Below are 12731 nucleotides of genomic sequence, written 5' to 3'. Positions count from 1 at the left end.
AGCAGAGGCGCCTGACAGGTGGGGACTTTGACCGGTCTTACGAGGCGAGGCCGACGTCGAGGATCTTGGCTGCTTTGCCGATGGAGCCTGGCATGAGGTGACGGTAGATCTTGAAGGTGATGTCGAGGCTCTTGTGGCCCATCCACTCGGCTACGTCCGTGATGGGGATGCCGTTGGTGAGGCAGTTCGAGGCGAAGAAGTGGCGGAGGCTGTAGATCACCATGCCGTCGGGGATGTTGACCTCGTCGGCTCGTTTGATGCGCTGCCACTGGTTCTGGAGGTAGTAGACGAGGTACGGCTTGGTGGGGTCCTGGGGGTGGCGGAGGAGGTAGCCGTCGACCGTGCCGTGCTTGTCGGCGTACCACTCGATGGTCTCGCGGATGCGGGCCGGGAGGGGGACGTCGCGGTAGTCGGTGGGCTTGCGGTGCTTGAGGCGACCGTACGTCTTGGTGGTCTGGTTGACCTGTTCGGTGATGCGGTAGACGTCGTCGGCGACGAGGTTGTTGAGGTTGACGGCGAAGGCCGCGCCGTTGCGCATGCCGCAGCCGCTCATCAGGTCGGCGATCAGCAGGAACCGGTCGTCACCGGCGGTGCGTATGTCGCGGAGCTGGGCGGGGGAGGGGATGACCGCACGTTCCGGGTCGTACTGCGGGGGCTCCACGCCCAAGACCGGGACCGGGGTGCTTGGGCGGCCGGCCGCCCTTGGGGTGGGCCAGGGCGAACTCTTCGCGGGAAGGGCCGGCCGCCGCATTACCCGGTCCGGACGCATCCGTCCGACTCCCTCGGTCGGATACGCCCTCACCGAGCCGCTCCGCCGCGCTGTCCGGGCCATGCCCGCCCCCCTCTGGCACCCCGCCCTGAACCAGGACGGGACAGTGCGTGCCGGGGCCGAGGTCGCCGAGCTGGCCGGCATGATCGACATGGACGGCTATCCGGCCGGCACCTGCATCATCGTGCGCCGGGAGCGGCCGCACCCCGGAGCCCAATTGTCCCTGTTCGACCAGGGCGAGGGCCTGCGGCGTCAGGTGTTCCTCACCGGTACCCCTTCCCCCGGTGGCGGATCCGCCCAGTTCCCGGAGGTCCGTCACCGCGGCCATGCACGCGTCGAGGACCACATCCGGTGCGGCAAGACCACCGGCTTCGGCCGCTTCCCCTCCCGCGACTTCAACATCAATGCCGCCTGGCTCGAACTCAGCCTTGCGGCGATCGACCTGCTGGCCTGGACGCGCGTCCTGCTGCTGGACTGTGAACTCGCTTCTGCCGAGCCGAAGAAGCTCCGCTACAGGCTGCTGTACGTCGCCGCACGCCTCACCCGCGGCGGTCGGCGTCTGCGCTTGCGGATGTCGGCGACCTGGCCCTGGAGCCACGAACTCGCCACGGCAACCCGCAAAAGCACTCAGGCCAAATGGACGAAATGGACCTGACCGTCCCTGCCGGGCACGAACCCGCAAACCCTGCCCGGCCTCCCCGCTGAGCTTCAACACCGGCCATGATTTTCAATCCGGCCGCCTCTTCCAGACTCGAAATCTTGGGGGCGCCCGCACTTTTTGGCGCTTCTAGGCTGATGTTCTAGTCAGGAGGTGGCCAGTGAGATGTCGTAGAAGTGTATGTCTGTCTCGATGAGCGCCCCTTCAAAGTTGCCGTCGTACGCTTCGAGGAAGAAGCCGGTGATGGGGTCGAATGCTCCTGGTAGGACGGCTTCACCGAAGGTGCCGTGCTTGCGGCACAACGCGGATAGCGGCTGGAGTTCTTTGTCGATCACCTCCGCTGCGGCGTGGCGCAGCAAGCTGCCACGACGCATCTGTGGCAGATGGTTCAGCCAGTTCAGCTGGTTTTCACGGATGGCGTCGATGTCCTGATGCATCAAGTCGGGTTCGACATCGGCGTAAATTGTGGGAAGCAGCATCGAGCCGTCCTCTGCTGGGGCGTCGGCACCGTCCGTCCTTGGGACGGCGCGGTCCGGAAGCTGATCTGACGTCTCCACTCTGTCCCACCGCAGATCACCGAAGTTCGAGAGCCCCCACAGCACTTCGACTGGCGCATGGTAGTAGGGAAGTGACTTGACGTAGGAAGCCGCCTGCTCCGCCACCGGCATGGCCGCCAGCCGTTGCGCGTGATACCAAGCGCGGAAGTGGAACTGCTTTGGGGCGTCCTTGGGCTCCGCTCTGTAATTCGGGTCCAGCGACTCACGCAGACGGTTGGCAATGAAATGCTCGAAGCTTGCGTCGGGGGCGTCTTCCCTCTTCAGGCATTCGACGTGGAGCTCGTAGTCTCCGCGCCCTCGAACGGGCGCAGCGTTGCGGAAGGCCTGGACCTCAGGATCGGGGTGAATGAAGCTTCTCCAGTCGCTGTACATCCGCCACGGAGCAGGGAGTGTCACCGCCTCGAAGTCCTTGTTCATAAACGCCTTGCCATCCAGCACACGTAGCACGCTCATTACACCTTTCGAAGATCGACTACCCGTGAGTCTATGCACAGGGGCACGGCCGTCAGCCCGTAATCCTTATCCCATCCCACTGGCCGGAGGGAGAGGCTGCCTGCTGCTTCGCAGTTGGCAGGGGAGCCTCGCGTGACCGCCTGAGGGTTAGCTTTGCGAGAAGCTAGCATATTTCGTTCTGCAGTCCATAGATATTCGATACTCATTCTCTTTTCCTTTCGGCACTTCGGCACTTTTCTTGCCTCGATCATTTACGTGCGCACGCCGGCGTGAGGGGTTCGGCTGGCTGGGGTATCCGGTTCCTGACGGCTCGTTCCGTGGGCTGATTGCCGTGGGTCAGGCCGGTGGGCCGAGTGCACTTCCGCAGAGTGTGAGGGTGAGAGCGGTCAGTAGTGTCACCCCGGGCCTCATGCGGTTCATGAGCTGCCGATATCTCATGGATGTTCCCTTCCTTGATCGGGTGGGACGCCTCCTCCGCCAACCGGTCGGCAGCGTGACGACGACAGACAGGTGCACGCGCCATTGATGGTTCGGGGAAGGCGTTCGAGACGTTGGGAGTCCCGCCGTTGCTGCGGTAGGGCGGTGTCTCCCTTGCCTGGTGGTGAAGACTTCCACCCCGTCCGAGGGCCCGGACAGAGCAGCTCCTGCTTCCTTCCGCAGGACGACCTGGCTCATGTCGTGCCGCTTGTGTTTCCCCGAGTAGTAGGGCGCGTCCGTGGCGATCCTGTCGATCGCCAGCAGCGTGCCGTCCAGAATCACGACGCCTTCGTCCGGGCCGTCTCCATCGCCTCCGCCAGGGACGGTGCGAGAGCGGCCAGCACCTCGATCGCTTCGCGTATATACCGGTAGACGGTCGCAATGCCGATACCGAACCCCGCGGCGAGCTGGGCGTAGGCGTCATCGCACCGCAGACGGGCCAGGGCCGGAAAGTCCTGGCGGCCGGCCGACCGCCGCCGCCACCGCGTACCGATGTCCCGCCGCCTCACGGTGAGCTGTCCGGCCAGGTGCCTCAGTGTGCGGCTGGACAGATCGATCGACGACGGGTGGACAAGCGCGGAAGCTCCTGGCAGCACGGGTGATCTTGGTCGAGAACCCATCTACCAGGAGCTTCGTCGTTACGTACAGCCCTCAACCCCCAACACCCCAACATCGCGGTCAGGTTGGAAAGGGCTCAATGCCGCGAGCCGGGTGAGTAACAGACACTCATGCGCCTCGACATGGCCAACGGGTTGACTGGCTGCAGCGGCCGACCACCCGGCTGCCGCTACGGCGGGATGCAGGCTCCCCAGCGCGCACACCGGGCACCTCGCTACGACGTCGGCAAAACTGCCAATCGCCCCGAGGCCCTCAAGGCCATCGGCAAGCCCGGAAGATCTTGGCAGATAAAGAACAAGCTAAGTGCCTGTTCCTGAACCCAATGCACAAGGCAGGGCCTGGATCCGACACGAGAATGACGCCATGGAATGCACCGGGGCGCCATGCTATAACCTTGAAAATTAGCCTGTGGGGCTAATCCGTTCGAACCCCCGATGAATCCCCCTAGCGCTCTCAGTCGATCAGCCCTGCTATCACCCTTTCAGATTACTTCCCTTTAAAATAGAGGCGACCGGGAAGGGGTGTCGTGGTGACGATTTCCCTAGGCGATGCGGTGGATCGATATTTTGAGGCGACCGGCGTGGATAGCCTTAAGAAGAGTGTACTGGTCAGGCTCGTCAAGCAGTTCCCTGACTCCGAGTTCGGCGAGCTGACTACGCGCCATGTAGTGCATTTCCTCTACAGTACCAACGGAATTGCTGTAGGTAAGCGCGCCTCCACTTCGGCAAGCTATAGATCTTGCCTCAAGGGATTTCTTTCTTACGGATTCCGCATGAAGTGGTCCACGGTCCCGGTGGTCGTTATACGGCCGTTGGGTCCGTCAGACGATCTACTGAGGCTGAAAATGGGGCTCTATTGAGAGCTGCACCGAAAGGCAAACCCTGGGGCATGTTGCCATGCACCCTTGGCGGCCCATCTTGGGCCTGTGTGGTGTCGTGATCAGTTCCTGGGGTGTGTCCCCTTCGTGGGGTGGAACCCGGTAGGACTGTGGTCGTGACGCGCAGGCAATTCACCCATGCCCAGTGGAAGTTCATCGATCCGTATCTGCCGGTCGGTAGGTACGGCCCGTACCCGGAGCGGTTGCGGGAGCAGTTCGAGGGTGTGATCTGGCGGTTACGGTCCAGTGCTCAGTGGCGGGAGATGCCTGCCAAGTTCGGCTCCTGGGCCACCGTCTACGGACGCTTCCGCGTCTGGCGGGACGCCGGTGTCTTCACCTCCCTGCTGGGAAGGCCTGATCGCCGAAGGTGCCCGCGTGGGAAGCGGGCAGGCCGTCGCCGCCGATGGGGCTCGGGAGTGCAGAGGGCCCCGGCCCGCATCGCCGCACCCCTCGCCCCTTGGGCCGGCGCCGCCCTCGCCGGCCTCCTCGGCGGATATCCGACCCTCTTCGCCGTCCTGGCAGCCCTCTCGGGCGCCTCCGTCCTCCTCGCCCTGGGCACTGCGCCGAAGTCCGTCGCGGAACGCCCAGGGCTCACGCCTTAGGCACGTCGTCAGCGGGGCCGACGCTTGCGAGGAACGGGGCCGGGACGGCATCAGTTCGCCGCCGCCCGCGGGCAGGTCACCAGGCGACATGGCGGTAGTCCTTGAGCAGGACGCCGTGGATGGGACTGCCGGCCTGCCCCTGCACGATGGGGTGGTAGATGCGCGCGGCCCCGTCGATGATGTCCAGGGGCGGACGCCACCCGGTGGCCGCGTGCCGCTCCCGGGCGGGCAGTGGCTTCTCGTCGGTGACCCAGCCGGTGTCCACGCTGCAGGTGTGGATGCCCCGGCGGGCCAGATCCGTCGCACTGGTGCGGGTGAGCATGTTGAGCGCGGCCTTGGCCATGTTGGTGTGCGGGTGACCGCTGGTCTTGTTGCGGGCGGCGAACTGGCCCTCGACGGCGGAGACGTTGATCAGGTAGCGGCTCGGGTGCGGCGACGCCTCCAGCAGGGGCAGCAGGCGGTCGGCGAGGAGGAACGGTGCGACGGCGTTGACCAGCTGGACTTCGAGGAGTTCGGCCGGTTCGACCTGGCCGAGCCGCAGGGTCCAGGAGTTGCTGTCGCCCGTCTCCTGCAGGAGTCCCGCCTCGTCGGTGCGCTCCTGTGTGTCCGGGTCCACGGCGAGGGCGCCTTCGGTCACACTGCGGAAGCCGATCAGGGCACCGGACACCCGGGGAAGCGCGGCGAGTTCCGCCGTCAGAGGGAATGCCGCGGCGTTCGATCCCGGAACGGTGAATCCCGGGGCGGTCCAGATCTCCGGCGCGGCGGAGGGCTGGGCCCTCCCGACGGCGGCGGCCTCTGCCGCTGCCAACGCACGGTACGCGCGGGGGGACCGATGCAGTGTCTGGGCCGCGTTGTTGACCAGGATGTCCAGGGGTGCTGCCTGGCCGAGCAGGTGGTCGGTGAGGGCGAGTACCTGTCTGGGGTCGCGCAGGTCCAGCGCGACGATCCGCAGCCGGTGCCACCAGTCGGCGGCACCCGGCGCCGCGGCGAAGCGGCCGGCCGCGTCCTGCGGGAAGCGGGTCGTGACGGTGAGTTCGGCTCCGTCGCGCAGCAGCATCAGGGCCAGGTGGAAGCCGATCTTGACCCGGCCGCCGGTCAGCAGCGCACGTCGGCCGGTGAGATCGGTCCGCGCGGTGCGCCGGGTGAGGTTCTCCTCCGCGCAGCCGGGGCACAGCTGGCCGTAGAAGTGGTGGACCTGCCGGTAGTGGTTCTTGCAGACGTAGCAGCGTTGTGGGCGGTTGAGCAGTCTGGGCGGCCCGTCGCCGTCCGCTGCGCCGCCCGGCGGCCGCCGGGTCACCGCTCCGGGACGGCTGTGTTCCTGGACGTACTCGTGCACGGACAGGCCCGATCGGTGCGGGGCCTCGGCCGGCAGTGCTGCATCCATGATCCGGTCGGGCGCTCCGGTCTCGGTGGTGGCCAGCAACTCCGCGTCGGCCGACGCCCGGACGGCCCGCCTCGCGGCACGCCGACGGCGCCGCCCGTCCCGGACGAGGTCGCTGGCCGCCTGTTCCAGCAGACGGCGCCGCTCGTCCTCCAGCGGCAGCCTGCATGCCTGGTCCAGCAGGTCCAGGCCGGCTCGTATCGCTTCGTTCTCCATGGGTTACCCCTCCGTGTGGTGTGTCGTCGCCGGCTGCCCGGCCGCCGGGCGCCGGCGACAACGGGCGGGGCCTCTCGGGCCGTTCAGCAGCGGAATCAGATGGTCTGGAAGCGTCCGCCGGTGTGCATCAGGACCGGGGTGCCGGGAGGGCGCCGAGGGCCGCGCGGAGCGACTCTTCGTACTGAGGGCGGGGAAAGGCCAGGACGCCGAGGGAGTCGTGGTTCCAGTCCCGGGAATTGTTGCGGAAGCCCGACCACGTCACGGTGGTGTCCGTGACCGTGATGTGCGCCGTCAACGCCCAGCAGTCGTCAATTCCGCACGTGCACGACAACAGCAGCATCTCTCCCCGCCCGGTGTCGTGGGGCACGCGGTCGGGTTCGCCGCCGAGCAGGTGCCGGACGGACAGGGGAGCCGGATATGTGTACGCGCCGGCGAGCAGCGGAGAGGGGTCCGGTGCGAACTCGGCGACTCGCTCCTCCTGTTCTGCCAGCGCATCGGGAAGCTCCGCTCTCTGTACCAGTTCCAGGAACGGAACCTCATCCACCAGGAATTCCAACACAAAGGGCGTTTCGCCCCGACCTTGCCCCCCGCTGGAGTGGGGAGCCACACGAAACTCGATCGAATGCATGCCGGTCACAGTAGCCGGTGATCGAATCCGGCGTGCGGCGTGCGGCGTGCGCAAGCGGTCCGCCGAGTTGAGTACCGGCTACTCATGCAGACCACCCGGCAGCCGTGGTCACCTGCGGCAGGGCATCGATTCGTCCCGGACGTGGAAGACTAGGCAGCAGGGGGAAACAGCTCATGCAGGAAATGCCCGCCGAAGCGGGGCACACCCGACTGGTCCAGGTCCATTTCGACGACCTGGATCCGCTGGGAATGGTGCACAACTCGCGCCATGCACTCTTCGTCGAACGAGCCATCACGGCCTATTGGCAAGAACAGGGTTGGAGCATGGATCGCGATCGGTCGCGATATCGCGACATCCATCTAGTCGTGCGTGAATTCCTCGTCACATACAGAGAGCCGATACGGGGCGCGGGAGAAATCTGCGTGCAGTTCCGGATATCGCGGCTCGGCCGCACCAGCGTTGTGTACGAGTTCCAGGTAAGATCCGCAGACGGCCGTTGTGTTCATGCTCACGGCCGCCGGGTGCAGGTCCGTGTGGACCCGGAATCGCTGCAGCCCCTCGCCTTCAGCGACGAGCTGCGGGAAACCGCGCGTGATCTCTTGTAGGGACCGGCCCGGTCCGGCTCCTCCACGACGACGAAGTGAGCGAGATGGCGACGATCGCGGTGTCCGCCCACGTGGACATCACCGGGACGAGCGCGCCGTTGATCAGAGAGGCGTCGCTCGCGCTGCTCGCCCGCCACCCGGCCTCGGAGTTGACCGGGATCTCCTGTCCGGCCGAGCGGGCTGACGCCCTGTTCGCGGAATCCGTCCTCGCCGTGGGCGGGCAGCTGCCGCTGGTGTTGGTGCCGTCCTCGGACTACCGTGCCCGATCGTGGATCCGGGTTACGCCGAGGAGTTCGACCGCCCGTGCCCGGCGACGGAGTCGGCCACAGGCCCCGGCCGGGCCGTAAGTCGGTTGCGACCGCAGGCTGGCCCCTGCCACGGTGCGGGTCCCATCCCTGCCACGAGGTTCGTATGACCATCTACTTCTACGGTGCCGAGGAAGTCCCCTACGGCTGCTTCTCCAATTTTTCCGCACACGGCGTGGACCTCGACGGACACTGGTGGCCGACCACGGAACACTACTTCCAGGCACAGAAGTTCACCGGTACCCGCCACGCCGAATTCATCCGCCGGGCCCGCACCCCGCTGCGCGCGGCGGAGCTCGGCCGTGACCGGTCGAAGCCGATGCGGCGGGACTGGGAGCGGGTGAAGGACGACGTGATGCGCCGTGCCGTGGCGGCCAAGTTCCGCACGCACGCCGATATCGGCGCGATCCTGCTGGCCACGGGAGACGAAGACATCGTCGAGGACACGGCCTCCGACCACTACTGGGGACGCGGCCGGACGAGGACCGGAAAGAACATGCTCGGCCGGATCCTGATGCGCACGCGCAGCCGGCTCCATGCCGAACACGGCGCATCGGGCGACGGGCGCGCTCGCCGGGCCCCCGTCATCCAGCCGTGAACCGCTCGTACAGATCCTGCCCGAAGCGCGTCCGGTACACGCCGTGGACGAGGGTGCCCGGGCACCGGTAGCCGGTGTGCTCCGGGCGGAGGACCTGCGCGTCCCACTGCGTCACCTCCCACATGAGGGGTGAAGGGCGCCCCAGGTAAGCCTGTGCAGCATCCGGCAGTTCCCAGGCCCCCTCGACCGTCGAACGCCAGAACACGCGCCCCTGACCGACCACCCACATACAGAGGTCCTCGGTGCTGTCCTCGGACCAGACCTCTCCGTCGACCGTCACACCTTCCGAGAAGTCGATCAGAGACTCGGCGGCCTCCAGGTACGCCAGCGCGTAACCCTCCAGAACGCCTCTCGGCTGTGACTCCAGCCATGACTCCAGAGCGGACAGGCTGGGCCTGGCCGTGTCCAGAACCTCCCAGAACCAGCCGGGAACATCCTCCGTTTCCATCAACTCCGCCTCTGAAGGCCTACGTTGCGCGCCGTTTTCGTGACGGGTGTGGACGCGCAGGCCCTCGCAGACGGTGGGCGCGGGGATTACAGGCTTTCGAGCCATGCGCGTGCCTCCGCCTCCCGGCCGGTCATGCGCAGAAGGACCCCGTAATTATGCCTCCCGTTGGGATCCCCGTCGTGGGCCGCCTGCCTCAGCCACGGTTCGGCGCCGGCAAGGTCACCCCGCTTGGCGAGCAGAATGCCCAGATTGGTGGCGGCGCTCGCGTACCCGGAATCCGCAGCGTGGCGGTACCAGCGCTCGGCCTCCGCAACGTCCGAGTCTGCGAGAGAGATCGCCAGGTTGTACGCGGCACGGGAATTGCCGGCCTCGGCGGCGCGGCGCCACCAGGACATCTCGGTACCGGGGTCGCCATGGAGGCCGTGGTGGACGGCAAGGTTGCACATGGCGCGCGCGTCGCCGCCGTCCGCGGCGCGTTGGTACCAGGCGAGTGCGGCTTGCGTGTCGCCCTGGTCGGCGTGGAGGACCGCGAGTCCGAACGCCGCTTCTGCATCGCCCTCTTCGGCAGCGCGCCGGTACCAGGGCCAGGCGTCCCCGGGGTCGCCATGACTGACTATCGTATCGGCCAGGGCCGCCATGGCCCGGACGTGGCCGGCCTCGGCGGCTCGGCGCCACCATGACTCGGCCTCGGCGCAGTTGTCCCGGTGGCGGAAGAGCAGGAGGCCCAGGTTGTACATCCCGCTCGGATGGCCGCTGCAATCTTTATCGCGGTCGGGCTGGGATTTCTGGCATCAGCGATTGGGCGCGGCGAAATACTCAATTCGCTCGTGGGGGCGATATTGGTCGCCGTCGGACTGCTCTCCACGCTTCTCATTGCTCACGCCTCCCCTTTCTCCCTGCGCGGGATGTACGGGGATTGGGGGCTAGGGATTGGCCCCGACCAGGAGCTGAGGGAGCGTCACACCAGGCTGTGTCGCATCACCGATCTCGATGAACGCCTCCTTCCCCTGCTGGAAGATGCTGCGCACGAGTTCTCGCTGGGGGACCTCCGCACTGCGGCAAGACTGTGTTGCGAAACGCGGTATTCGGATAATGGCATATTGCGGCGTGGTGCATACGTTGGATCGCCGCCCGTGATTCAGGCATGCATTCTCACCGAGAAGCTGGTCATCATTCTGACAGTACTCGGTGAAGGGAGCGGGTATGCCTACGCGGGGCGGCTTCAGCAGACAACGTTGAGCAAGTCGTACGGCCAGAAGGGTAGTTTTCAAGAGGACGGACCGTATATCCATTCGGCGTGGCTGGGTTCCTCCGAGGCGTCGGGCCACCAGTTCCCCCTCGACGACACTGCTGCCAGCAAGGAATTCATGGAAGAGTTCCATAAAATGCTCACCGCGGCCCGGCACACCTGACGGGGCCCTCGCGGCTCGTGCGGCTCGCACGCCGGCCCCAGCGGGCCGACGGGGCGGCCCCGCTTCTCGTTCGCGTCCGCCAAGGCGTGTCCACAAAGTGGGTTGGTCGTGGGTCCGATCGTGGTGCGTCGTACTGAGTTGACTGGCGAGTCGTGGGCGGTGATCGGGCCGCTGCCGGCCGCGTCGACTGGTCGGTCATGTACGTCGACTCCACCACCCTGCGCTCCCACCAGCACACGACGGGGACCGAAAAGGAAGCCCCTGGCCGGACAGGGCGATCGGCCGGTCCCGCGGCGGGCAGACCACGAAGATCCGCCTGGCTCATGAAGATCCGCGCCTATCTCCGCCGCAACGTCCGTCGTCGAACGCTGCTTCAACCGCCTCAAGCCGAACAGATTCCTGGCCACCCGCGACGACAGCTGAAACACCGCAGCGATACGAGCCTTGTTCGCAGACCGTTCCGAAAGGCGCCGGTCTCCGAGCCCGTTCTTCCTGACACGACCGGCACAAGCATTGGCCCACATCGCAAGCCCCCTCACGAGGAGAGTCATGAGCGCACACGGCAACGTCGACCTGGGCCACACCGCCGCGGGATGGCTGGGCACATCGATAGCCGTGGCGGGCTTCGCCACGGTCGGTGTGTCGATGGTCGCTGTCTCGGTTGCAGGAATCATCCTCGGGGTCGCCGTCGTATCCCTGGCTGCGGTCGTCACCTGGATCCTGCATCTTGCGGGCTGGGGCAAGCCGAGCGGCCCCCGACCTGCCGACCAATGGGACTGGAAGGTGCGAGATCTGTCCGCCGAAGGCGGGCACGTCAACTGCCTGGGGTGCCGGATGGCTGGCAGGCGTGGCCCCGTTACCACACCCTCGGGGGCTCAGCCGCCACTCACCTCAGCCGTGGTAATCGGCCCGGACGGCCTGTGAGGCCCGGGCCGGGGGCGTGCCGCCCTCGGCCCTCGTCAGCACGTCGCGCTGTAGTCTCTGCGTGTTCGTCTTGCCATCGCCAGGCCGAGCGTTCAGTTCGCCCGTCTTCGGGTCCGCGGCCTCGATGATGCATGAGCCAGCCGAACGTCCTCTCCACTACCCAGCGGCGGCGGGGGATGACCTTGAAGCCCTTCTGGCCGGGGTCGCGGTGGACGACTTCGACATCGATTCCGAGACGGGCACCGTGATCGATTGCCTTGGCGCGGTAGCCGGTGTCCGCCCATTCCTTGGTCAGTGTCGACGCCGATCCTTCTGCCAGGCGGCGAAGCAGCCGTAGATCGTCTCCCACGGTGCGAAATGGTGTGGCAGGTACTGCACGTGAATGCGTGGTGTCGGTCAGCTTCGGGGTCAGCTGCCCGTGATCAGGCCGGTGCCGGCGAGGCATCCGTCAACCAGGTACGGCCGGTACTGGATCTCCTTGAGGCTTCGCTTCACGGCAGTTGCCAGCTGGTCGAGGTTCGCGGCCGCAAGGTTGCCGATGGTTCGTTTGAGTAGCGCCCAGATGCCTTCCTGCGGGTTGAGGCCTGGTGCGTAGGCGGGCAGCTGGAAGACGGCCAGCCAGTCCGCGTTTGCTTCGATGAACGCTCTCATCTGCGACATCAGGTGAGCGCGCAGGTTGTCCCAGACCAGCATGATCGGGCCGCCGAGCTGGCCGCGGCGCCCTTACCCGCGGCCAGACCTCCTTCTTCCACAACTCGACAGCCGCATCCTCGCGCTCGATCGCTCAGCGGGCCGGCTGCTGCCACGACCAGCCGTGGGGCTTCAGCAGCCGCCACGTGCCCTGCACCATGTACGAAACGCAGAAGAGCCGGCCTGCGAGCGTCTTCACCCGAGCCAGCGTCCACCGCTGGTCAGCCCAGCCGTGGGCGAGCGGTCTGCGCTCCAACCCACGTTCCAGACTGGCTATTTGCGAATCGCTCAGCCTCGGGCGTCCCGGGGAACCCTTAGATCGCGCACCGGCCGCTCCGGCCTCCCGCCATCGCCTGGGCGGTGGGCGCCGGCGCGGCGGAGCCGCAGCCGCAGCAAGCCCGAGGAGATCGCCCATTTCCTCGCTTACGCCCTGCTGGAGACCGAGATGGCCGAGATGGTGCGGATCACCGGATTTGAGTAGCAATTACTCACTGCGGGCGTGGGGCGGTGAGC

Annotated in this window: 15 protein-coding genes and 4 pseudogenes; 9 read left to right on the top strand and 10 right to left on the bottom strand. The window is 66.5% G+C overall.

Annotated elements, in window-relative coordinates:
• Positions 1–37 precede the first annotated feature (37 nt).
• Positions 38–661 (bottom strand): tyrosine-type recombinase/integrase, encoded by a 624-nt coding sequence (locus ACFY04_RS37200; protein ID WP_389124144.1) that lies wholly within the window; start codon positions 659–661, stop codon positions 38–40.
• On the opposite strand from ACFY04_RS37200, the gene ACFY04_RS37195 reads away from it, so the two are divergent.
• Positions 597–1424 carry a transposase gene (locus tag ACFY04_RS37195; protein WP_389124143.1) on the top strand — a complete coding sequence of 276 codons (828 nt, stop codon included), beginning with the start codon at positions 597–599 and terminating at the stop codon, positions 1422–1424. The genes ACFY04_RS37200 and ACFY04_RS37195 overlap by 65 nt on opposite strands.
• A 149-nt stretch (positions 1425–1573) precedes the next feature.
• Here the strand turns inward: ACFY04_RS37195 and ACFY04_RS37190 are convergent, their stop codons facing one another.
• Together ACFY04_RS37190 and ACFY04_RS37185 are read right to left on the bottom strand one after the other, a co-directional pair.
• Positions 1574–2431, bottom strand: coding sequence for a hypothetical protein (locus ACFY04_RS37190; RefSeq protein WP_389124141.1), 858 nt, complete (start codon positions 2429–2431; stop codon positions 1574–1576).
• A 639-nt stretch (positions 2432–3070) separates the two neighbouring features.
• Positions 3071–3534 (bottom strand): annotated as a pseudogene (locus ACFY04_RS37185) (transposase family protein); the annotation flags it as partial.
• Positions 3535–4525: 991 nt separating this feature from the next.
• Here ACFY04_RS37185 and ACFY04_RS37180 point away from each other — a divergent pair.
• Positions 4526–4790 (top strand): annotated as a pseudogene (locus ACFY04_RS37180) (transposase); the annotation flags it as partial.
• Positions 4791–4825: 35 nt separating this feature from the next.
• A complete protein-coding gene (locus tag ACFY04_RS37175; protein WP_389124137.1) occupies positions 4826–5011 on the top strand; it encodes a hypothetical protein in 186 nt (61 codons plus the stop codon).
• A gap of 76 nt (positions 5012–5087) precedes the next feature.
• On the opposite strand, the gene ACFY04_RS37170 is transcribed toward ACFY04_RS37175, so the two are convergent.
• A complete protein-coding gene (locus ACFY04_RS37170) occupies positions 5088–6608 on the bottom strand; it encodes an SDR family oxidoreductase (protein ID WP_389124135.1) in 1521 nt (506 codons plus the stop codon).
• Between the two features lie 127 nt (positions 6609–6735).
• The gene (locus ACFY04_RS37165) at positions 6736–7152 is read right to left on the bottom strand and encodes a hypothetical protein (protein ID WP_389124132.1); all 417 of its coding nucleotides are present in this window, start codon (positions 7150–7152) and stop codon (positions 6736–6738) included.
• A 257-nt stretch (positions 7153–7409) separates the two neighbouring features.
• Between ACFY04_RS37165 and ACFY04_RS37160 the strand changes: the two genes are divergently transcribed.
• The 3 genes from ACFY04_RS37160 to ACFY04_RS37150 all read left to right on the top strand — a co-directional run bounded on the left by ACFY04_RS37160 (position 7410) and on the right by ACFY04_RS37150 (position 8744).
• On the top strand, positions 7410–7841 hold the full coding sequence (locus ACFY04_RS37160) for an acyl-CoA thioesterase (protein WP_389124131.1): 432 nt from the start codon (positions 7410–7412) through the stop codon (positions 7839–7841).
• 35 nt (positions 7842–7876) lie between these two features.
• Positions 7877–8188: a hypothetical protein gene (locus ACFY04_RS37155; RefSeq protein ID WP_389124129.1), complete on the top strand. Its 312-nt coding sequence runs from the start codon at positions 7877–7879 to the stop codon at positions 8186–8188.
• Positions 8189–8252: 64 nt separating this feature from the next.
• A complete protein-coding gene (locus ACFY04_RS37150) occupies positions 8253–8744 on the top strand; it encodes an NADAR family protein (RefSeq protein WP_389124127.1) in 492 nt (163 codons plus the stop codon).
• Here ACFY04_RS37150 and ACFY04_RS37145 read toward each other — a convergent pair.
• Positions 8731–9192 carry a hypothetical protein gene (locus tag ACFY04_RS37145; RefSeq protein WP_389124124.1) on the bottom strand — a complete coding sequence of 154 codons (462 nt, stop codon included), beginning with the start codon at positions 9190–9192 and terminating at the stop codon, positions 8731–8733. The genes ACFY04_RS37150 and ACFY04_RS37145 overlap by 14 nt on opposite strands.
• Positions 9193–9278: 86 nt before the next feature.
• Positions 9279–9929 carry a tetratricopeptide repeat protein gene (locus ACFY04_RS37140; RefSeq protein ID WP_389124122.1) on the bottom strand — a complete coding sequence of 217 codons (651 nt, stop codon included), beginning with the start codon at positions 9927–9929 and terminating at the stop codon, positions 9279–9281.
• A gap of 9 nt (positions 9930–9938) precedes the next feature.
• Here ACFY04_RS37140 and ACFY04_RS37135 point away from each other — a divergent pair, with 9 nt between their 5' ends.
• From ACFY04_RS37135 to ACFY04_RS37125, 3 genes and pseudogenes are all read left to right on the top strand, one after another.
• Positions 9939–10604 carry a hypothetical protein gene (locus tag ACFY04_RS37135; RefSeq protein WP_389124120.1) on the top strand — a complete coding sequence of 222 codons (666 nt, stop codon included), beginning with the start codon at positions 9939–9941 and terminating at the stop codon, positions 10602–10604.
• Between the two features lie 170 nt (positions 10605–10774).
• Positions 10775–10926 (top strand): annotated as a pseudogene (locus ACFY04_RS37130) (IS5/IS1182 family transposase); the annotation flags it as partial.
• Positions 10927–11153: 227 nt separating this feature from the next.
• Entirely contained in the window at positions 11154–11528 is a 375-nt protein-coding gene (locus ACFY04_RS37125; RefSeq protein ID WP_389124118.1) for an HGxxPAAW family protein, read from the top strand.
• A 121-nt stretch (positions 11529–11649) separates the two neighbouring features.
• Here ACFY04_RS37125 and ACFY04_RS37120 read toward each other — a convergent pair.
• The 3 genes and pseudogenes from ACFY04_RS37120 to ACFY04_RS37110 all read right to left on the bottom strand — a co-directional run.
• Positions 11650–11823: pseudogene (locus tag ACFY04_RS37120) on the bottom strand (IS5/IS1182 family transposase); the annotation flags it as partial.
• Positions 11824–11936: 113 nt separating this feature from the next.
• Positions 11937–12221 carry a transposase gene (locus tag ACFY04_RS37115; protein WP_389124117.1) on the bottom strand — a complete coding sequence of 95 codons (285 nt, stop codon included), beginning with the start codon at positions 12219–12221 and terminating at the stop codon, positions 11937–11939.
• 91 nt (positions 12222–12312) lie between these two features.
• Complete coding sequence (locus tag ACFY04_RS37110; protein WP_389124211.1) at positions 12313–12633, bottom strand: winged helix-turn-helix domain-containing protein; 321 nt, start codon at positions 12631–12633, stop codon at positions 12313–12315.
• Positions 12634–12731 lie beyond the last annotated feature (98 nt).

Source organism: Streptomyces sp. NPDC001549 (assembly GCF_042894025.1).
GTDB lineage: Bacteria > Actinomycetota > Actinomycetes > Streptomycetales > Streptomycetaceae > Streptomyces > Streptomyces kutzneri.
Note: the sequence above shows the minus strand (reverse complement) of the source record. Positions and strands in the feature narration are given on the sequence as shown.

Coding starts and splice junctions, on each gene's coding strand:
- ACFY04_RS37110 (WP_389124211.1), bottom strand. CDS start 12,633: ATGGGCGATCTCCTCGGGCTTGCTGCGGCTGCGGCTCCGCCGCGCCGG.
- ACFY04_RS37140 (WP_389124122.1), bottom strand. CDS start 9,929: ATGTACAACCTGGGCCTCCTGCTCTTCCGCCACCGGGACAACTGCGCC.
- ACFY04_RS37195 (WP_389124143.1), top strand. CDS start 597: ATGTCGCGGAGCTGGGCGGGGGAGGGGATGACCGCACGTTCCGGGTCG.
- ACFY04_RS37125 (WP_389124118.1), top strand. CDS start 11,154: ATGAGCGCACACGGCAACGTCGACCTGGGCCACACCGCCGCGGGATGG.
- ACFY04_RS37160 (WP_389124131.1), top strand. CDS start 7,410: ATGCAGGAAATGCCCGCCGAAGCGGGGCACACCCGACTGGTCCAGGTC.
- ACFY04_RS37135 (WP_389124120.1), top strand. CDS start 9,939: ATGGCCGCTGCAATCTTTATCGCGGTCGGGCTGGGATTTCTGGCATCA.
- ACFY04_RS37150 (WP_389124127.1), top strand. CDS start 8,253: ATGACCATCTACTTCTACGGTGCCGAGGAAGTCCCCTACGGCTGCTTC.
- ACFY04_RS37170 (WP_389124135.1), bottom strand. CDS start 6,608: ATGGAGAACGAAGCGATACGAGCCGGCCTGGACCTGCTGGACCAGGCA.
- ACFY04_RS37115 (WP_389124117.1), bottom strand. CDS start 12,221: ATGCTGGTCTGGGACAACCTGCGCGCTCACCTGATGTCGCAGATGAGA.
- ACFY04_RS37145 (WP_389124124.1), bottom strand. CDS start 9,192: ATGGAAACGGAGGATGTTCCCGGCTGGTTCTGGGAGGTTCTGGACACG.